The 18,979-nt window shown below is 65.8% G+C and carries 19 protein-coding genes and 3 pseudogenes; 14 read left to right on the top strand and 8 right to left on the bottom strand.

Features of this window, described 5'->3' with window-relative positions; all coding sequences use genetic code 11:
* Positions 1-20: 20 nt before the first annotated feature.
* From STARVERO_RS20460 to STARVERO_RS20450, 3 genes and pseudogenes are all read left to right on the top strand, one after another.
* The gene (locus STARVERO_RS20460) at positions 21-572 is read left to right on the top strand and encodes an RNA polymerase sigma factor (RefSeq protein ID WP_159601194.1); all 552 of its coding nucleotides are present in this window, start codon (positions 21-23) and stop codon (positions 570-572) included.
* 63 nt (positions 573-635) lie between these two features.
* Positions 636-1,592 carry a FecR family protein gene (locus STARVERO_RS20455; RefSeq protein ID WP_159601940.1) on the top strand — a complete coding sequence of 319 codons (957 nt, stop codon included), beginning with the start codon at positions 636-638 and terminating at the stop codon, positions 1,590-1,592.
* 337 nt (positions 1,593-1,929) lie between these two features.
* Positions 1,930-2,198, top strand: a pseudogene (locus STARVERO_RS20450) (IS5/IS1182 family transposase); the annotation flags it as partial.
* Between the two features lie 16 nt (positions 2,199-2,214).
* On the opposite strand, the pseudogene STARVERO_RS23600 reads toward STARVERO_RS20450, so the two are convergent.
* Positions 2,215-4,416: pseudogene (locus tag STARVERO_RS23600) on the bottom strand (autotransporter family protein).
* A 140-nt stretch (positions 4,417-4,556) separates the two neighbouring features.
* On the opposite strand from STARVERO_RS23600, the pseudogene STARVERO_RS20435 reads away from it, so the two are divergent.
* Positions 4,557-4,817: pseudogene (locus STARVERO_RS20435) on the top strand (transposase); the annotation flags it as partial.
* A gap of 119 nt (positions 4,818-4,936) precedes the next feature.
* Here STARVERO_RS20435 and STARVERO_RS20430 read toward each other — a convergent pair.
* Positions 4,937-5,716 carry a GntR family transcriptional regulator gene (locus tag STARVERO_RS20430; protein WP_159601188.1) on the bottom strand — a complete coding sequence of 260 codons (780 nt, stop codon included), beginning with the start codon at positions 5,714-5,716 and terminating at the stop codon, positions 4,937-4,939.
* A gap of 67 nt (positions 5,717-5,783) precedes the next feature.
* Between STARVERO_RS20430 and STARVERO_RS20425 the strand changes: the two genes are divergently transcribed.
* Genes STARVERO_RS20425 through STARVERO_RS23865 form a run of 8 tightly spaced genes read left to right on the top strand, consistent with a single transcriptional unit; the run spans position 5,784 to position 12,538 of the window.
* Positions 5,784-7,235 (top strand): sulfatase family protein, encoded by a 1,452-nt coding sequence (locus tag STARVERO_RS20425; RefSeq protein ID WP_159601186.1) that lies wholly within the window; start codon positions 5,784-5,786, stop codon positions 7,233-7,235.
* A 43-nt stretch (positions 7,236-7,278) separates the two neighbouring features.
* Positions 7,279-8,277: a TRAP transporter substrate-binding protein gene (locus STARVERO_RS20420; protein ID WP_159601184.1), complete on the top strand. Its 999-nt coding sequence runs from the start codon at positions 7,279-7,281 to the stop codon at positions 8,275-8,277.
* Positions 8,278-8,310: 33 nt separating this feature from the next.
* Positions 8,311-8,796, top strand: coding sequence for a TRAP transporter small permease subunit (locus STARVERO_RS20415; RefSeq protein WP_159601182.1), 486 nt, complete (start codon positions 8,311-8,313; stop codon positions 8,794-8,796).
* A 2-nt stretch (positions 8,797-8,798) separates the two neighbouring features.
* A complete protein-coding gene (locus STARVERO_RS20410) occupies positions 8,799-10,073 on the top strand; it encodes a TRAP transporter large permease (RefSeq protein WP_159601180.1) in 1,275 nt (424 codons plus the stop codon).
* Positions 10,070-11,314 (top strand): aconitase X, encoded by a 1,245-nt coding sequence (locus tag STARVERO_RS20405; RefSeq protein ID WP_159601178.1) that lies wholly within the window; start codon positions 10,070-10,072, stop codon positions 11,312-11,314. Before STARVERO_RS20410 ends, STARVERO_RS20405 begins: the two co-directional genes overlap by 4 nt.
* Positions 11,314-11,730, top strand: coding sequence for an aconitase X swivel domain-containing protein (locus STARVERO_RS20400; RefSeq protein WP_159601176.1), 417 nt, complete (start codon positions 11,314-11,316; stop codon positions 11,728-11,730). The genes STARVERO_RS20405 and STARVERO_RS20400 overlap by 1 nt, the downstream gene beginning before the upstream one ends.
* A gap of 38 nt (positions 11,731-11,768) precedes the next feature.
* A complete protein-coding gene (locus tag STARVERO_RS20395; RefSeq protein ID WP_159601174.1) occupies positions 11,769-12,113 on the top strand; it encodes a YidH family protein in 345 nt (114 codons plus the stop codon).
* Positions 12,114-12,118: 5 nt separating this feature from the next.
* Positions 12,119-12,538 (top strand): DUF202 domain-containing protein, encoded by a 420-nt coding sequence (locus STARVERO_RS23865; protein WP_422802181.1) that lies wholly within the window; start codon positions 12,119-12,121, stop codon positions 12,536-12,538.
* Between the two features lie 284 nt (positions 12,539-12,822).
* Here the strand turns inward: STARVERO_RS23865 and STARVERO_RS20385 are convergent, their stop codons facing one another.
* Positions 12,823-13,581, bottom strand: coding sequence for a YoaK family protein (locus STARVERO_RS20385; protein ID WP_159601170.1), 759 nt, complete (start codon positions 13,579-13,581; stop codon positions 12,823-12,825).
* Between the two features lie 35 nt (positions 13,582-13,616).
* Entirely contained in the window at positions 13,617-13,823 is a 207-nt protein-coding gene (locus STARVERO_RS20380) for a hypothetical protein (protein WP_159601168.1), read from the bottom strand.
* Between the two features lie 98 nt (positions 13,824-13,921).
* Between STARVERO_RS20380 and STARVERO_RS20375 the strand changes: the two genes are divergently transcribed.
* Positions 13,922-14,818 (top strand): LysR family transcriptional regulator, encoded by an 897-nt coding sequence (locus STARVERO_RS20375; protein WP_159601166.1) that lies wholly within the window; start codon positions 13,922-13,924, stop codon positions 14,816-14,818.
* Positions 14,819-15,066: 248 nt separating this feature from the next.
* Here STARVERO_RS20375 and STARVERO_RS20370 read toward each other — a convergent pair whose 3' ends face one another.
* Both STARVERO_RS20370 and STARVERO_RS20365 read right to left on the bottom strand, forming a co-directional pair.
* Positions 15,067-15,492, bottom strand: coding sequence for a GFA family protein (locus STARVERO_RS20370; protein WP_159601164.1), 426 nt, complete (start codon positions 15,490-15,492; stop codon positions 15,067-15,069).
* Positions 15,493-15,605: 113 nt separating this feature from the next.
* A complete protein-coding gene (locus tag STARVERO_RS20365; RefSeq protein WP_159601938.1) occupies positions 15,606-16,793 on the bottom strand; it encodes an MFS transporter in 1,188 nt (395 codons plus the stop codon).
* A 91-nt stretch (positions 16,794-16,884) separates the two neighbouring features.
* Between STARVERO_RS20365 and STARVERO_RS20360 the strand changes: the two genes are divergently transcribed.
* Positions 16,885-17,814 carry a LysR substrate-binding domain-containing protein gene (locus tag STARVERO_RS20360; RefSeq protein ID WP_159601162.1) on the top strand — a complete coding sequence of 310 codons (930 nt, stop codon included), beginning with the start codon at positions 16,885-16,887 and terminating at the stop codon, positions 17,812-17,814.
* A gap of 349 nt (positions 17,815-18,163) precedes the next feature.
* Here STARVERO_RS20360 and STARVERO_RS20355 read toward each other — a convergent pair whose 3' ends face one another.
* Both STARVERO_RS20355 and STARVERO_RS20350 read right to left on the bottom strand, forming a co-directional pair.
* Positions 18,164-18,313, bottom strand: coding sequence for a hypothetical protein (locus STARVERO_RS20355; RefSeq protein ID WP_159601160.1), 150 nt, complete (start codon positions 18,311-18,313; stop codon positions 18,164-18,166).
* A complete protein-coding gene (locus tag STARVERO_RS20350) occupies positions 18,298-18,681 on the bottom strand; it encodes a hypothetical protein (protein ID WP_244616947.1) in 384 nt (127 codons plus the stop codon). The genes STARVERO_RS20355 and STARVERO_RS20350 overlap by 16 nt, the downstream gene beginning before the upstream one ends.
* Positions 18,682-18,979 lie beyond the last annotated feature (298 nt).

Genomic DNA, 18,979 nt, shown 5'->3' with positions numbered 1-18,979 from the left:
CCAATGCGAAACGAATGGCGATGACGACACTCTCGGGTTCCGATTCATACCTGACCAGTCTCGACGGCCACGAGTTGCTGAATCACGCCATCGAAGCCCATTACGAGGAAATCACCGCCGCCGTCCGCAGGCGCGGCCATTCGCGTGGCGCGGCGCTGGAGATTGTTCACGATCTCTATGTGAGTCTCGCCGGAAGGCCGGACGTGCTGCGCGACAAGCGGTCTATCGGCGCCTTCCTGTGCCGTGCGGCGATCAATCTCGGCATCGATCGCTTCCGCCGCGAGCGCTTCGAGGCCAGCCTGTTCTCCGGCACGGAGGAGGAGGTCGCGTCCGTCCGCATGGATGGCGAGGCGCCAGACCATGCTCTGGACGTCGCCGCGCGCCTCGCCGTTCTGCGCGAGGCCATCCGCGAGCTGCCGGCCCGCCGCCGCGCCATCTTCATCCTGCACAGGCTGCATCATCTTTCCGCCGACGACATTGCGCACCGGCTGCAGATCAGCCGCAACATGGTCGACCGCCATTTGCGACGCGCGCTCACACATTGCCTCGATCGTCTTTTCGAGATGGGCTAACAGTCCCTGACAGACAGGCTGGATCGTCTATCAACTGAGACAGCCGTGACGATTGGGAATGTGATGCCGGGCAAGCGAGCCACGCGCGCGCAACGTCGCCGCCACGAGGAGGCCGCCGAATGGCTGCTCCGCAATGGCGAAACCGGTCAGACCGTGGCGGAGCGGGCCGCGTTCCAGAGCTGGCTGGAGCGGGATCCCGAGAACCGGCGTACCTATGACGCCGCCAGCCGTCTCATGGGCGAGGCGAGCAGCGCGATCCGGTCCGACCCCTCACTGCAACGCGTCGAGCTGCGCTCGCCCCGCTCCGGCCGCATCTTGGCCGGCTGCCTTCTGGCCATCGGACTCGCAGGCGTGTTGTTCCTCGCGCTCGACGGGCCGATGCGCCTGCGCGCCGATGCGATGTCCGGCGCGGGCGAAATGCCGTTCCTCACCCTCGCGGACGGTTCTCTGGTGCAGCTCGACGCGTCATCCGCAATTGCTTACGAGAACAGCGACGACCGCCGCACGGTCCGGCTGCTCCGAGGTCGGGCGTTTTTCGACGTCGCTCGCGATCCCGACCGGCCCTTCACGGTAGAGGCCGGCGGTGCGCGCGTCACCGCGCTGGGCACGGCTTTCGCGGTAAGTCTCGGCGATACCGAGACCGACGTCGCCGTTGCCAAGCACGCGGTGCTGATCGAATGGGCCGAGGCCGCGTACCCCTCTCTGCGCGTCTCCGAGGGCGAGCAAGCCGTCGTCGATGACCGCGCCGGCGCGACCCGGGTAACGCCCGACGCGGCGCTGGCCCTCGCCTGGAGGCGCGGGCAACTCGTCGTCGACAACGCGCCTTTGTCCTATGTCGTCAACGAGATGAACCGGCACTTCGCCGGGCGGATCGTGATCGCCGGCTTCGGGCTTGCGGATAGGCGCATCAGCGGGACCATGACGGTTTCGAACACCGACGCCGCGCTAGATTTCCTGCAGCGGGCGCTCGGAGTCACGGTGAACCGGATCGGTCCGCTGATCGTCGTACGCGGCGGCTGATCAGCCTCAAGACGCCACCTTATCTTGGCGCGGCCTTTCCACCGAAGTCCGCTTTCTGGAGGCTGCGTAAGGTCTGCAGTTGGCGCGTGGCTGCCCGATCGCGGATTTCGCCGATCGAGGCTCGCCTCTCACGCTACTCGGCGCAAGCGCGACGGCCAAGCGGCTGGCGCGGCACCGATGAGCCCCATCCCGCCCACACGATGCTCGGGTGTTGTGAGATCAGCCACATAGGCCTGGATAGATGGTGCCAAGCCGCCGATGATTAGAGCCTGAAACGTCCGGGCGGCGAAAAATAAACCAAATGCCGCGGTGGTACCGAGCGCTCCTTCCATCCATCCGGCCGTGTCGCCAAGCCGAGGTCTGGGCGGCGAATCGCATGATCGAGCGGTCGATGTAGCGCTTCGGCCTCTATCCTGCGCGGCTGATCGGCGACAGCGCCTATGGCTCTGCCGAGATGTCGCCTGGCTCGTGCATGAACATGGTATCGAGCTCCACGTCCCAGTGTTCGACAAGTTGGGGCGCCGGGACGGCACGTTCAGCCGCGGCGATTTCGCTTACGATCACGCTCGCGGCCTCTACACCTCTCCGGGCGGCAGGGAACTTCGGCGGTATCGTCGCCGCTTCACCAGAAGAGGCGTAGGCCGACGTTTCCGCCATAGACGTTGTTGTCGCCGGCGTTCTCGAACGAGGTGGCGTAGCGCGCCTCGCCGTAGAGATCGAGCCGCTCGGTGAGGGCGACGGTGCCGCCGAGGCCGATCTCACCCCAGAAGTCGTCGCCGCCGCTCACGATGGTCGTACCCGCCACATCCACCGGCGAAGTGCCGTCGAGGAACTCGTAATAGAGATTCCCGATGCCGTAGACCGAGGCATGGCGCTTCTGGCCGTTGGCCGCCGTCCAGCTGGTCTGGCGCTCCACCGCCAGGCCAAGGCGGCCCCGCAGGCTGTCCGCGTCGCCCGGCGATACTCGGGCGTCGAAGCGGTCATAGAAGCTGTCGACGCTCACATTCGAGTAGACCAGCTGGGCCTGCGGGATCAGGTACCAGGACGGGCTGACCTCGTAGCGCCGGCCCGCCTCCACCGAGAAGGCGTAGCCGAGCCCGTCGAGGTCCTTGGCCAGCGCGCCCGCCAGATTGGACTTCAGGTCGCTCTCGTACCACGTCACCGAGGCCTGGCCGTCGACGTAGAAGCCGTTGTTGCCGTACCAGGTCAGCGTGCCGCCGAAGCCGTAGCCGGTGGTGTCGATCCTGCCGGTGCCGTAGATCGAGGACACGTCGGTGTCGAGCGTGCCGTAGAAGCCGTTGACGCCGGCGATCAGCGAGCCGCTCTCGAACTCCTTCAGCATGCCATCCATGCCGGCCTGCAGCTTCCACAGGTCCTGGTCATAGTCGGTGCCGCTGGTCGAGCGCGTCGGGTCGAAGCTGGCATGGGCCGCCTCGATCCGCCCCCACACGCCGTTCTGCCCGGTGATGATGCTGCCGTCCTGAGAGTAGCCGGGCTGTTCGGGGGTCTACGCGGGCTGCGGCTGGTTCCAGTAGCGGTTGCCCACGCGCTGCTGCAGCGTCGGCAGGCCGTTGAAGGCGAGCAGCGAGCGCGCATACACCTCGTAGAGCGGCACGCCCGGCTGGTAGAGCGGAGGCGCCGGCGGGGTCGGATTGGTCGGGTCAACCGGCGTCGGGTTGACCAGCGTCGAACGCAGGTACCAGTCGCCATCGGTCGGCGTGGCGATGCCGTCCTGATACAGCCGGTAGGCATAGGCGCCGCCCACTACGGCCGGGGAGCCCTGGAACACGTAGTCGCCCTGCAGCGTGAAAGTGCCGTTGGAGAGGCCGCCGACATCGACGACCTTGATCCCCTCGACGGTCAGCGCTCCGGTCCCCCGGATATTGGTCACGGTCAGCAACGTCGAGCCTGAAGTGTTGCCCGCGACGACCAGCCGGTCCGTCGGCGAGGCATCGCCGCCGAGCGTGGTGTTGAGGGCGAGCACGCCTCCGTTCCCGGCATAGTCGCCCGTCACGGTCAGCGTCGTTCCCGGCGCCCCTCCGGTACTGACCAGCCCGGCATTGCTCAGGCCGGCGATGGTCTGATCATATCCGTCGAGGGCGAGCGCCGCGCCGGCCGCCACGACATGCCTCGAGGCGGGGCTGAAGACGGAGGAGGCTCCCGCCGCCAGCGTGCCGGCGGCAACGGTCGTCTGGCCGGCATAAGTGTTGTTGGCGGTAAATATGGTCGTGCCGGTGCCGTCCTGGCTCACGGCGCCGCTGCCGGAGATCAGTCCGGCGAAGGTCACGACGTCCGACCGGTTGAAGGCGAGCGCGCCGTTGTTGAGAACGTTGCCGAGGATGGAGCCGGTCGTGCCGCCGGCGCCGAGTTGCAGCGTGCCGGCCGTGATCGTCGTGCCGCTGGCATAGGTGTTGTTGGCGGTAAAAATGGTCGTGCCGGTGCCGTCCTGGCTCACGACGCCGCTGCCGGAGATCAGTCCCGCGAAGGTGACGACGTCCGACCGGTTGAAGGCGAGCATGCCGTTGTCGAGAACGTCGCCGACGATGCTGCCGGTCGTGCCGCCGTCACCGAGCTGCAGCGTGCCGGCGGTGATCGTCGTATTGCCGGTGTAGATGTTGGCCCCGGTCAGGGTCAACGTGCCCGCGCCATCCTTGGTCAGGCTGCCCGCCCCGACGAAACGCGGCGAGATGCCGATATCGTGGCCATCGGTGTCGATGACGCCGTCATTCGCGCCAAGGGTGATGTCGTGCGTGTCGAAGCCCTCGAAGAAGACGGCATTGTCCTGCGTGGCGCGCAGAAGGCCCCCGTCGATGGTGACGTCCACGGTCCCGCTGCCGCCCAGGAAACCGGCGGTTTCCAGGACCGAGCGATTGGCCGCCGTACCCTGCAAAGTCAGGGTTCCTGACCTGAGATCCTGATCCTCCTCCAGATTTAGGTAGAGTCCGTCGCTCAAAGAGACGGACGATGCGAGGCTCACGGTTCACGGAAGAGCAGATCATCGGGATGCTGAAGGAGCAGAAAGCGGGCGCGAAGACCGCTGACGTCTGCCGCAGGCACGGCATCTCCTCGGCGACCTTCTACAAGTTCAAGGCCAAGTACGGCGGCATGGATGTGTCCGATGCGCGGCGGCTGAAGGCGCTTGAGGAGGAGAACGCGCGGCTGAAGAAGCTGCTGGCGGAGCAGATGCTGGATAACGCCATTCTGAAGGATGTCAGCGCAAAAAAATGGTGACGCCCGATGTAGGCGCCGACCATTTCGCGGGTCGCCTCGACCCGGTGGCCGCCTTACTGAATCAAATTGCCGGAATCGGCAATCAATCTGCGTCGCCACGAGGTTTCGACCGCCTAGGTCGACTTTTCGATTACGGGGCTCTGTTCGATTTCGTCGCTCACCAGCAGTTCGCGCGAATTCGGCGGGATGGTGAATTCCTGGTAGTAGAGCGGCGCCTCGTGGCTCCATGTCAGGGCCGTCAGGATCAAGCGGGCCGGCTCCTGCCCCTGCCCGGCATAGCGCAGCTTGTGGATCACATGGGTGACCGGCAGGTGGCACCGGCTGGCGATCAGATGCTTCAGGTTCTCGCCGTCGAGCTGCGAAACCGGCCCTGAGCGTAGCGCCGACAGGCGGTTGGCATCGCCCCAGAAGCGGCTGTCGACCGAGAACTCACCGGCAACGTTGAAGTCGCGCTCGATGTAGAGATAGCCCGCAGCCGCCGGTCCGAGATGCGCGGTCCACGGCCCCACCTCCTCGATCACCAGCCGCTGCCGCGTGGTGGGGGAGACAGGGAGCACGGTCTTGCCGTCCTCCGCCAGGAACCGGCAATGCCAGGGCTGGCGAATCTGCGTCCGCTCGGTGACGAAGCTGCCGAGCTTGGGGGTGCGGGTCAGGTACCCCTCCTCCACCAGCGTGCGCAGCGCACGCTGCACGGTGCCGAGGCTCAGCCCGCTTAACGTCGCGAGATCGCGCTCGGTGGGAAGACGGGTGCCGGCGGGGAGATTGCCGGCAAGGATCATCGTCCGCAGGCACTCGGTCAGCACGGCGTATTTGGCCCTGCCCGAGGCATCGCGATCCGCGAGGTCGCGGACGGCTTCGAGCGGAAAACTGCGTTCTATGGCGACAACAGGCATTGTAGCGTCGTCCGATATCCTATATAGCATTGAAGCATAGAATTATAACAGGGAAAGGGAAACGCCAATGCCCGCCCCCTCGAACGTTCTCATCATTATGTCGGATGAGCACAATAAGGCGATCACTGGCTGCTACGGGAACGCCGTTGTCGCCACCCCGAACATCGACGCGCTCGCGGCGCGGGGGACGCTGTTCGAGGCCGCCTACACCAACTGCCCGGTCTGCGTGCCGGCGCGCGCGTCCTTCGCCTGCGGCCGCTACGTCCACGACATCGGCCATTGGGACAATGCCGACCCCTATGACGGCACGCACCGAAGCTGGCACCACCTCCTCCGCGCGAGCGGGCACGAGGTGACGTCCATCGGCAAGCTGCATTTCCGCAGCGCTGCGGACGACTACGGCTTCACCGAGAGCCTCATTCCCATGCATGTGGTCGAGGGGAAGGGCGACCTTCTTGGCCTTGTGCGCGACGAACTCCCCAAGCGCAAGGGCGCCTGGAAGATGGCCCGGCTCGCCGGTCCGGGGGAGTCGAGCTACACCTTCTACGATCGCGACATCCTCGCACGTGCCCAGATATGGCTGCGTGGCGCGGCGGCGCGTGCCCGCGCGACGCCCTGGGCGCTGTTCGTCTCGTTCGTCGCGCCGCATTTCCCGCTCACCGCGCCCCCCGAGCACTATTACCGCTATTACGACAACGCCCGCCTCCAATGGCCCAAGCTCTACGAGGCGCAGGCGCGCCCCGGGCATCCCTATCTGCGCGAATATGCCGAGTGCTTTGCCTATGACGAGCATTTCGCCGGGCCGGACGACGTGCGCCGCGCGCTCGCCGGCTATTACGGGCTCGTCGGCTTCCTCGACGAGAACATCGGCAAGCTTCTGGCGACGCTGGAGGCCACCGGCCTGTCGCAGGACACGCGCGTCGTCTACGTGTCCGATCATGGCGACAACCTCGGCGCACGTGGCCTCTGGGGCAAGTCGACCATGTATGAGGAGGCGGTCTCCGTGCCGCTGATCGCGGCGGGACCGGGCTTCGAGCCGGGCAAGCGCGTGCGCACGCCGGTCTCGCTGGTCGATCTCTCGGCGAGCATCCTGAGCTGGTGCGGGGAGGAGAAGCCCGCCGACTGGCCGGGCGACGACCTTGTGCGCCTTGCCGAGGATGCGCCAGCGGATCGTGCCGTGTTCTCCGAATATCACGGCATGGGATCGAAGTCGGGCTTCTACATGCTCCGCGACCGGCGGTTTAAATATGTCCATTACGTCGACCATCGCGCGCAGCTTTTCGATCTCGAGGCCGACCCGCAGGAATTGAACGATCTCGCGGACGATCTCGCCTTTTTCGACGTACGGGCGGAGCTTCACGCCCGTCTCTGCACGATCTGCGATCCGAACGACACGGATCGGCGCGCCAAGGCGCGCCAGGCTGAGCAACTGCACCGCAACGGCGGGCGCGAGGCCGTCATCGCCAAGGGAGATCTCGGCTTCTCGCCACCGCCAGGGTTCTCGCCAGACTTCATGTGACACCCCCGCCAAGAGGGGCGCTCTACATCCGGGAGGAATGCCAATGAAAACGACCGTCAAACTGGTCGTCGCGCTCGCCGCGACGCTCTTCGTCGCGCCAGCCTTCGCACAGGACAAGATCACGCTCAGCCTCGCCACCTGGGGCGCGTCCTCGCATCCGCAGGTGAAGACCTACGCCAAGGTGTTCATGGACGAGGTGGTCAAGCGCACCAACGGCAAGGTGGAGTGGAAGTACTTTCCCGACGACACCATGGTGAAGCAGGCCTTCGTGCCGAGCGCCATCCCCGGCGGGCAGGTCGATATCTCGCTCACCACGCTGGACAACTGGATCGGCCGCGTCCCACAGGTGGCGATCACGGCAAGCCCGCTGTGGACGCTAACGATGGAACAGGCGCAGGCGGAGCTGCAGCCGGACAAGCCGCTGTTTCAGCATTTCGAGAAACTGCTCGCCAAGCAGAACACCAAGCTGCTCTCCCTGTTCGACATCGGCGCGCCGGCGCTGTTCTCGAAGTTCGACGCGCGCGATCCCGCAGCCTTGAAGGGACGCACCCTGCGCGCCTATTCCAAGGGCGCCTCGCAGAGCCTGCAGGCTCTCGGCGCCGCGCCCGTGACCATGGGCGTCGCCGACGTCTATTCCGCGCTCCAGCGCGGCGCCATCGACGGCGCGCTCGGCGGGCTTCAGGGTGCGTACGGCCTCAAGCATTATGAGGTCACGAAATACGCGCTCGGCACCGGCGGCGTGCTCGGCGCGCTGATCAACGGCTACGTGATGAACCGCCGGTCCTTCGAGCGGCTGCCCGACGACGTCAAGAAGGCGGTGCTGGAGGCGACGCAGGTGGCGCTCGACACCACCAACAAGGAAATCGCCCAGAGCTACCAGCAGTACCTTGCCGACACGCGCAAGCACGGCCTCGAAGTGTCCGAGCTGAAGCCCGGCACGCCAGAGCGCGCGGCGTGGGAGGCCGCGCTCAAGGATTACCGCGAAGAGATCAAGGACGAATTCCCGGCCGAGACGGTCGCGCTCGTCACCTCCGTCCGCTGATCCCGGCCACTGCGAAAAGCTGGAGCCGGACACATGATCAGCCGTTTTCTCGACATCGCCGCCCGCGCCTTCACGGCTGCGAGCGCCACGATCGTCGCCATCCTCGCTCTTCCCGTGGCCTATGACGCGATCAGCCGGTCGCTGCGCCATCCGAGCATATGGGTGTTCGACGTCTCTCTCTATCTGATGATCGCCGCGGCATTCCTGGGCAACGCCTACGCGCTGCGCTCGGGCGCGCACTTCCGGATGATGATGGCGGTCGACATGGCGGGGCCGCGGGTGCGGCATTGGGCCGACCGGGCCACCTTCCTCGTCACCTTCCTCTTTGCCGCGGCCATGACGTGGCTCTCGGCGGGCTACGTCGCCGAAAATTACCAGCTGGGATTCACCTCGGGCACGCTGTTCGACGCGCCGCTCTGGATTCCCCAGCTCGCAATGCCGCTCGGCGGCCTCTCGCTGGCGATCGAGGCGCTGCGCCGCCTCATCCTCGACGACTATCCAGACGTGCTGGAGGGCTGACGATGACAAGCGGCATCGCCATCACCGTCCTGTTCCTTCTGCTCATGGTCGCGAGCCTGCCTGTGTTCGTGGCCATGGGAATCGCCGGCTTCCTCGGCTTTGCGCTGTCGAAAGGCCTCGACGGCGCGCTCTACGGCTTCACCGAGACGCTCTGGCAGGCGACCCATGTCTACGAGTTGATCGCCATCCCCCTCTTCATCCTGACGGGGACGGTGATGCAGCAGAGCGGCGCGGGCCGCGACCTGTTCGCGGTGGTGAACGCCTTCGCCGGAAAGGTGCGCAACGCCACCGGCGTCGCCACCATCCTGGCATGCGGCATCTTCGCGGCGATCTGCGGCTCCTCCATCGCCACGGCCGCCACGGTCGGCCTCGTCGCCGTGCCGGCGCTGCGCGAGCAGGGCTATGGCGAGGCGAGGGCCGGCGGTTTCGTCGCCGCCGGCGGCACGCTGGGCATCCTCATCCCGCCCTCCATTCCGCTCATCCTCTACGGCATCATCACTGACACCTCGATCGGCCAGCTCTTCATCGCGGGCGTCGTGCCCGGCATATTGATGATGGGCGTGTTCGCGGCCTATGCGCTGTGGTCGCGGCCGCAGGTGATCGCGAAAGCCAATGAAGGCGAGGACCGCTGGACCCTGCTGCGCGGCAGCGTCGGCGTGCTGCTGCTGCCGCCGGTGATCGTCGGCGCCATCTATCTCGGCCTGTTCACGCCGACCGAGGTTGGCGCGCTCGCGGTCATCTACGTCGCGGGCCTCGGCCTGCTGCAGCGGCGGCTCGACGCCCGCAAGCTGGTGACCGCCGTGCTGGCCGCCACCCGCACGACCGTCATGCTGATGATGCTGATCGTGTTTGGTCAGTATTTCGCGCACTACCTAACCTATGAGGAGGTGCCGCAGATCATCGCCCAGAGCATCACCCAGGTCCCTGGTGGCCCCCTCGTCACCATCACCCTGGTCGTTTTGGTCTATCTGCTGCTCGGGATGTTCCTTGAATCGGCGGCGATGCTGCTGATCTCGGTGCCCATCTTCTTTCCGGTCGCAATGGCGATCGGGATGGATCCGCTGACCTTCGGCATCTTCGCCATCATGGCGATGGAGATCGCCCAGATCTCCCCGCCGGTCGGCATCAACCTCTTCACGATCCACGGCATCAGCCGCATCCCGCTGGAACGTCTCGCTCTCGGCGTGCTGCCGTTCATCGGCATCCAGATCGCCTTTCTCTACTTGATCTTCTTTATGCCGGAGATCGTCCTCTGGCTTCCGGGACAGATGAAATGAAACTCAACGAAGAAGAACGTGCCTTGCTTGCAGGTGAAGGCGGCCGTGCCCGCCAGTGGGCCATCCGCCACCAGATTGAAGTCGGTCGGTTTTTCGACGCCGAGGACATGGTGGAGGTCGACCAGGCCCATGTCATGGCCGACCCGGAGAGCCTGGGAGAGGCCGGTGTGCGCTGGCTCTCCGACATAGCCGGGATGCCGGAAGCCGAACGTCGCGTGCGCATCCCGACCATCACCGACCCGCGCGGCGTCGACTTCGCCGCCTATAAGCGGCTGCACCAGACGGACGAGATGGCGACACTGGAGGAACGCGCCATCGCCGCCTTCGAAGCCATGGGCGTGCTGATGACCAACACGTGCATCAACTACCAGACCATCCTGCCTCCGGTGCGGGGCGAGCACGTCGCGTTCGGCGATACCGGCGTGGTCATCTATTCCAACGCCGTGTTCGGCGCGCGCTCGAATTTCGAGGGCGGCCCGTCAGCGATCGCCGCCGGCCTGACCGGACGTACCCCGCGCTATGGCTACCATCTCGAAAAGAACCGCCTCGGCACCAGGCTGTTCGAACTGCGCCATCAGCCGAAGGATTTCAGCGAATGGGGCGCGCTCGGTGCCGTCGTCGGCCGCGGCTCGGGCAGCTACTGGGCGGTGCCGGTCATCACGGGCGTGGAGAACGCCCCGACCTCCGACGACCTGAAGCATTTCGGCGCGGCACTCGCGAGCTTCGGATCGGTGGCCATGTTCCACATGCCCGGCGTCACCCCCGATGCGCCGACGCTCGCCGATGCCTTCGATGGCCCCCCGCCGCCGGCCTCGCCCATCACCGCCGAGGATATCGCCAATGTCTATGAGGGCTACGCGGCCCGCGGCGACAAGGTCGACGTGGTGGTGTTCTCGGCGCCGCAGCTTTCGCTGATCGAACTGGAAAAGGTGGCGAACCTGCTCGACGGGCGGCAGGTCCATGCCGGGACCACGCTGATCGCGGCGACCTCGCCCGAGATCAAGTTCGCCGCCGACCGCATGGGGCTCACCCGCCGGATCGAGGCGGCGGGAGGGATCGTCCTGTCCGGCGTCTGCTTCTACCAGAGCTATGCGCGCGAGATGGCCGAGGCCAATGGCTGGAGCCGCCTCATGTCGAACTCCGCCAAGCTCGTGAACATCATCGGCGGCTATGGCTACAGGCCCACGCTCGCCACCATGGAGCGCTGCGTCGACAGCGCCGTCGCTGGAAAGGTGCTGTGATGGCCCAGACACTCATCTGCCACCCCGGCATCGGGCCGGATGTCGAAGGGATCGCGCTCGTCGCTTCCGACGACTTCAGTGCGCGTTACGATCTCGATCGCATCAAGGGGGTGTTCTCCCGTCCCGCCCATAAGCTGTTCGGCGAAGATTATCGCGAGCGTGTCCTGGTGCTGAACAATGTGAAGGGCGGCGTCGCGTCCGCCTGGATGCTCAACGAGATGGCGTCGCGCAACGTGAAGCCCGCGGCCTTCGTGTTCAACCGCGTCAACCCGATCCTCGCCCAGGGCGCCGCGCTGGCGGGCCTGCCGCTCGTGGACCGCTTCGCCGATGGCGACGTCACCACGCTCATCCGCAACGGCGAGCGGATCAGGGTCAGGCCCAGCGAGGGACAGGTCATCCTGCTCGACCGCCCGTGACGGGCTGCGCCGAGACGATCGGGAAAGGTTGAACGCCCATGCGATGGTGGGAGACCGGGACGCGGCCGGATTACCGCTTTTCCCTTGCCAATGAGCGGACCTTTCTCGCCTGGATCAGGACCGCGCTCGCGCTGATCGCGGGCGCGGTCGGCATAGACCAATTCGCGTCCCATCTCGGCTCGCCATTGACGAGGCTGTCGCTGGCGCTGGTACTTTTCTGCGCCGGCGGGACCCTCGCCGGCACGGCCTATGCCCGCTGGGCCCGCGCGGAGTGTGCGATGCGACACGAGGCGGATCTGCCCCGCAGCCTGCTGCTGCCCGCCCTTGCCACGCTCACCGCGCTGCTGGCGACGGCTCTCGCCTGGCTTGTGATCACGAGTTGAGCGAGATGCCGGAACGGCGCGAGGCGAAGGACCCTGGGATGCAGCCGGAGCGAACAGCGCTCTCCTGGTCACGTACCGGTCTCCTGGCTCTGCTTGTCGCCGCGCTCCTCGGACGAGCCGGTACTCCGGCAGCGAGTGTGACCGAGCTCGCGCTGATCCTCCTGCTCGCGCCCATGGCTGGGCTCTTCCTGTATCGCAGCTTCAGGATGCCGCTCGACCCGAACGGGGACAATGACGACGTCGCGCGGCGCCGGAAGCTTCTGCTGTTCGTCAGCCTGGGTATCGCGACGCTTGCGGTTCTTCACGGCACGGCGACTTTCGGCCGGTTGGTCATGTATCTGCATGGCCACGGAAATCACTTGGTGGATGAGATGGGTGATCATGCGATTTCCGAGGAGGCGCCGCTCCGTCTTATCGATGGGTAGAACCAGTATCGCGAGGCTGGCACCAGCGACTGCTGTGCTCTCGCTGCTGTTGACGTCCTGCAGAGCGCGCTTGAGTTGACCGTTGCGGGAGTTGGGCGAATTGCCGTGCGGCGGCCGGTCGTGCCTGAAGACGCCACTTATATTGGTGCGCCCCTTTCACGAAGTCCGCTTTTTGGAGGCTGCGTAAGGTCTGCTAAAATGGCGCAAGGAGGCTGTGAGATCCGCCATTACCTCCTTCCAGCGATTCGGCTTGAGAGCGGTAAGCGCGCTTCCGGATCGCGCTTTCAGCCCGGCATCTTGCCGGCAACCACCGTCCTGAGCCGCGCGGACAGAGTCAGCAGCAGCACGATCGGTACCGCGACGCAGGCGAAGCCGAAGAGCGCGAAGCCGAAGGCGCCAGCGAGCGCGCCGACCGCGAAGCTGCCGATTGGCGGGACCATGCGCCACAGCCGTGCCCTTGCCGGCTTGCCTTGATCCGCCGCGGTGCCGAGCAAAACGTCGAGCGCGTCGATTGTCGCCTGCGCGACATTGACCGTCATCACCGTGGTCGTGGCGAGGTGGGCGATCGACAGGCGGCCAATCGCGTTCTGCACCCCCATGGCCGCCACGGCGAACATGCCGACGAAGATCGCTTCGACGGAATCCGGAAGGCGCAGCGGAGACAGCACCCTGCCGGCCAGCAGGAAGGCCAATAGCAGTAACGCCTCCAGCAGCAAAAGCGGCCGCATCGGCGCGATCTTCCGTCGCTCCATCGCCAGCGCGACGAGCCGGGCGCCACCCACCGCCAGCACGAAGATCGGCAGCGCCGCCAGCTTGGCGACGACACCACCAGTGCCGGTGGCAAGCTGCTCGCCGATCAGCACGAAGTTGCCGGTGACGTGCGAGGTGAACAGGCCCGCCAGCGCCATGAAGCCGGCGGCATCGACGAAACCGCCGACGAAGGCCATCGACACGCCGGTCAGCACGTCGCGCTCAAGCACCGCGGCCGACAGGCGCGACGAGGCGTGCGCAATGCCGCCTTTGCCCACTGCAGGGGATATCATGTCGGTACGTCTTCGATGCACGCTGTCCTCACTTGTCATGGTAGGCCGGCAGTCGCCCACAAAGCGAGGCCAAGGCCGGCGGCGGCCATCAGGCAGAGCGCCGCGGCGTTCGGCGGGCCGAGGAGCAGCAGGCCAGTGGCGGCGAGACCGCAGGCGCTGACGCAGCAGACGATGACGAGTTCGCCCGCGTCCGGCCCTTCGGTGTCGCTGCCTGCGCCGGTAAGGGATCGGTTTATGCGCATTGGCGCCCTCCCATCGTGGAGGCGATCATAGTATTTGCGTGGAGAGGGAGTATCCTCGGTCGTTAGCAAACACTTTTGCGAATTATGGGAAGGTGAGGATGGATCGCCTGCAGGCCATGGCACTCCTCGTACGAGCCGTCGAGACCGGCAGCCTGTCGGCCGCCGCGCGCGAGACGTCGAAATCCATCACGGCGGTCAGCCGGACCGTCGCCGCGCTGGAGACCGAGCTGGGCGTGCAATTGCTTCGGCGGACGACGCGCAGCCTCGCTCTCACCGAGCAGGGACGGCTGTTCTATGCGCGGTCGAAAGCGATCCTGGGGGATGTCCGGGAACTGGACCTGGCCCTAGCCTCCACCCGAAGCGAGCCGGTCGGGCGGCTACGCGTTAGTGCGGCGACCCTCATCGGGCGCCTGATACTGGCGCCGCTCGTCACTGGTTTTCTGGCCCGATATCCCTCCATGTCGATCGACCTCGTCCTGCTCGATCGCGCTGTGAACCTGATCGAGGAGGAAATCGACCTCTCGGTGCGGATTGGGCACCTGCCGGATTCCGAGCTGCTGGTGCGCAAGCTCGACGATATCGACCTCGTTGTCTGCGCCTCGCCTGATTACCTCGCCAGGCGAGGTGTGCCTTCCCGGCCCGAGGAGCTGAAATCGCATGATTGCCTGACGTTTTCCGAAAGTCCGGGGCCGGTCGATTGGCGTTTCCATATCGATGGGCGCAGCCGGATCGTCCGTCTCAACGGGCGCTTGTCGGTCAACAATCTGGATGTGGCGGTGGCGGCGGCGCGCGATGGCCTTGGCATCACTCGAGCGCCATCATGGTATGTCGTGGACGATCTGCGCGCCGGCCGTCTGCAAGCGCTGCTCGGCGCCTACCAGCGCGAGCCGACGCCGGTCCAGTTGCTGTTCCAGCAGGCGCGGATGGCCTCGCCAAAGTTGAGCAGCTTCGTCGATCACGTGGCCACGCATTGGCCGCGCATCGCCAAGATCTAATCGTTGAAGGAGAGAAGGCCGGGTGCTCGCCGCCGGCGCGTCTCAGGGACGGCCAACCTTTTTCGCACGCGCTGAGGCGCGGGCGCGGCATGAGTGAGTAAATTCAACCGCCTTTATAGCCGCGAGCGATGGACACTTCGATAGAGGTTCAACACCCTGGCACCCACGATCAATCGACAACTGCCCCTCAGACTCGAGATGTGCTTTCGCCTCGACGCCGAGCAGGCCTTTCGGAGGATCCGTGACGGTCAGGCTCTCGGAACGAAACGCAGGGTGCCGGCTCGACGCGGTGGCTTGCCGGTGTCGCTCGTGTGGTGGACGCCGTCCATAACCGGAACCTCGAGGAAATCGAACGGGCTTACTTCATCTAGGCAAGCGACGTTTACGGCATGCAGGTTCTGATTGGATCGTCGTTGGTGGTGCGTATAGATCCCGCAGCGAGAACAGAAGAAGTGCTGCACCGATCCGGTATGGAAACGGTAGGTAGTCAGCACCTCCTCGCCCTGCAGGATTTCGACTCCGCCCATTTCAGCCATCACGACGACCGCGCCGCGCATGCGGCAGTAGGAGCAGGTGCAGCGCCGTATCGAGTTGAAGCCGTCGCTGAGCGACACCTCGAAGCGCACCGCACCACAATGGCACCGGCCAGCCCTGACGTTTGTGACACTCACCATTTTGTCGCTTGTCCTGTTCTCATCGTGCGCGGGTCTCCGGAAACCAAGGCTTGAACAGTCCATTGCGTCACGCCGCGATCGGCAGTTGTGTGCATGAGGGCAATGGTCACCCCTCACCGCTTTGCCAGCCTCGGCCCGAGGGCGAGTGCGAGCGGTAGATTGACCAGCGCAGCGGCGGCGGTCCCCAGCGTCGCGACGACGGGCCCGGCCTGATCGCCCACCGCGCCGAACAGCAGCGGCGATAGTGCCCCGGAACCGATCACGCCCGTATAGAAGATGGCGAAGGCGCGCTCGGTTCGGTCAGCCGGCGACAGTTCCGGCACGGTGCCGTAGAGCACCGAGGACGTGCCGTTCAGCGTGAGCCCAAGCAGCGGCAGGATGATGAGCAGCGGCAGGAGAGGCAGGACGGCGGCGAGCACGATCATGACGGCCGTGAGCCCCTCGGTGCACAGGGTGACGCCGACGACGCCCCAGCGCTGGGCGAGCCAGCCGCAGGCGAGCTTGCCTGCCGCACCGCCCAGGAAGACGAGGGCGAGGGCCGTGCCGATGAGCGGCTGCGAGGCACCTTTCAGCTGCAGCAGAAACGGCAGGAAGGTCAGAAACCCCATGCGTACGCCGGTGTCGATCACCCCGATCGCCAGCAGCAGCGGGAAACCGGTACCGCCGCGCTGCAGGGTCGCGCGTCCCGAGGTGGCCGGCGGCGGCGGCGCTTCGATCCTGGGCATTAACAATGTGAGCAGGACGGCGACCGCGATCCCCGCCAGCGCGAGCAGCCATAGTGACGGCCGCCACGGCGCGATCGACAGGCCGAAGGATAGCGCGGCCGGGATGATGGCCTTGCCGAGATCGCCGCTGAAATTATAGGTGCCGAGCGGCCCGCGCGCCGCCGACCCATAGGCGCGCGACACCGCGCTTGAGGCGATCGGATGCTGGACGCTGGAACCGGCGCCTGAGACGAGCAGCGCGGCATAGAGCCCCATCGCGCCGCCGCTGAAGCCGGCGAGGGCATAGCCCGCCGCGGCGAGCGCCGTCCCGAGGATCAGCACCGCCCGGCCGCCGACACGGTCGGCAAGCCAACTCGCCGGCACCTGCAGCGCGGCCATGGCGCCGGCATAGAGGCCGCGCAGCAGCGCAAGCGCGACATAGTCGAGCCCGAACTCCGCCCGCCAGACCGGAAGGAGCACGTAGATCGCGTCGGTGTAGCCGTCGTGCAGGGCATGGGCGAGGCCGGCGAGGGCCAGAGTGCGCCGGCGGGTCTGCGGCGCCTGCGACAGCGCCGACGGCTCGGCGGAAGGGGCGATGATTGATGAATTTGTCACATCAGCACTGTGCGCCTGCTAGAATGCGCCGTGCAAACGACTAATTCGGCTGTCCGATGTCAGAAAAACTCACATGAAGGGTCCTTCGAAGAACCGGCCTCTACCACCGCTCAACGCCATCCGGGCGTTTGAGGCCGCAGCGCGCCGGTCGAGCTTCAAGGACGCCGCCGCGGAGCTCGGCGTCACGCATGGCGCGGTCAGCCGGCAGATCCGGCTTCTGGAGGAATGGCTCGGGCCACCGGCGCTATTCCGCCGCCTGAGTCACGGGGTTGCGCTGACGGCGGAGGGCCAGGCGCTGTTCGCCGACATCCAGCCCGCGCTCGAGCGCATCGCCGGGGCGGCTGCGTTGCATAGCCGCAAAGCCAGCGGCTCCGTGAGGCTCAGGGTCAACGCGCTCGCCACCTTCAGCCTCCGCTGGCTGGTGCCGAAACTCGGCCTGCTGCGAGAGGCGCATCCCGACATCGAGATCGAGCTGACGACCGGCAACGAGCCGGTGGACGGGCTCGCCGGCGACTACGACCTGATCATCCGCGGCGGTCCGGACGCGTTCCACGGTTTCGAGGCCCGCCTTCTGCTCCCGGAGAGACGCCTCCCCGCCTGCAGTCCTAAGCTGCTGCAACGCCAGCGGCTCGACGAGGTGGAGAATCTCGCCCGGCACACGCTTCTCCACGTTGCCAGCATGCCGCGGCTCTGGCGCGACTGGCTGGCGCAAGCCGGGCATGGCTCGCTCGAGCCGGCAGCCACGCTGACGCTGGACCATTTCTATCTATCGATCCAGGCGGCAGTAGACGGCCTTGGCGTGGCGATGGCGCCATCCACCCTCATCGAGGACGATCTGCGCGCCGGACGGCTAATGACGCCCTTTCCGCACATCTCGCTGCCGTCGCGCAGCTATTTTGCCTATATGCCTCTCGGCTCTCCGTTGCGCGCCGCCAGCGACAGAGTATGCGCGTGGATCGGGGGCTTCGACGTTACGACCCAGATGCAAGGCGTCGATCAGTAGCAAGTCAGAAGTATTGTTCTAAGGCCATTCAACGGCGCTCCATGGCGTAACCAAACGTTGCGCCGATTGCGACGCTTGCGCCGATGCAGGCCGCCAAGCTGTCAAACACGATTCCGAAGACGATCCCAACGCTGGCGCCTATGGGGATGCCGATTGCCATACCTAGGCCGCGAGGCCCTGTCTTTCGCTCCAGGTCTCGCGCGCCTGAGGCGGAAGCTCCTGACGGTCCGCACGCCCGAAGTGCCGCAGCGCTTCAGGCGTGCGGGAGTGAATGACGGCTACGGCGTTGATTATCCTTGCCCACACAAGCGTCACCTTACAGGACTTGCCGACGGATCCGGCGTCAAGGTCAGGCTGGCTTGCCACCGAGGGTGTCGGCGATCCCGTTGAAGACGACTTCGTCCTTGTAGGCGAGTGCGTCGGACTGGCAGAGGTTCTCGGCTCCGTCCTCGGCGGTGAAGCGGGCGAAGGTCTTGGGAACCTTCAGCTCGTCGAACACCTGCTGCGGCTATCCTTCGAAGAAGATGTCATCTGCGGCCTCCATGACCAGGCACGGGCAGCGGATCTTGTCGGTGATTTCGGCAACCGTATAAGCCTTGGTCCCATCGATAAGCTCGGCGACCCCGGAACGCCGAACGTCCAGATGCCCTGGATCACGGTCCAGCGGAGGGCGGTGTTGGCTGCCATCTTCTCCTGGACGATCCACTCGCATATCGCGGATCCCCGGAGTCGTAAGCCTCCATCGCCTCCCGGAAGCAGCTTGCGCAGAGTTTCGTGGAAGTCGTAGACGCCATCGAAAAATACCGCGGCACGGAGGCAATGCTCGAACGCGGCGGCGCGCGCCGCGAGATACCCGCCGAAGCTCATGCCGACCAACACCAGATTGTCGGGATCGACGTCCGGCCGCGTCAGCGCGTAATCGACGGCGGGGCTGACTACCTTTTCCCAATCGGGGCGGAACGCAAGCTTCTGCTCGCGCAGCGGCGCCTCCTATCCGGGACCGTCCGATGTCAGACAATTATCGTCGCCGGAGCGCCACCGTAATAGAAGAGCTCCTCGACACTCGGTCATAGCCGCCATGGAAGATGATGGTAGGGCCCGGGCTGATAACGATATTGACAAGGAATGAAACCGGTTTCATTCTCGATATGAAACCGGTTTCATC

Origin of the sequence: Starkeya nomas, assembly GCF_902703545.1 — a bacterium.
Taxonomy (GTDB): domain Bacteria; phylum Pseudomonadota; class Alphaproteobacteria; order Rhizobiales; family Xanthobacteraceae; genus Ancylobacter; species Ancylobacter moscoviensis.
Note: the sequence above shows the minus strand (reverse complement) of the source record. Positions and strands in the feature narration are given on the sequence as shown.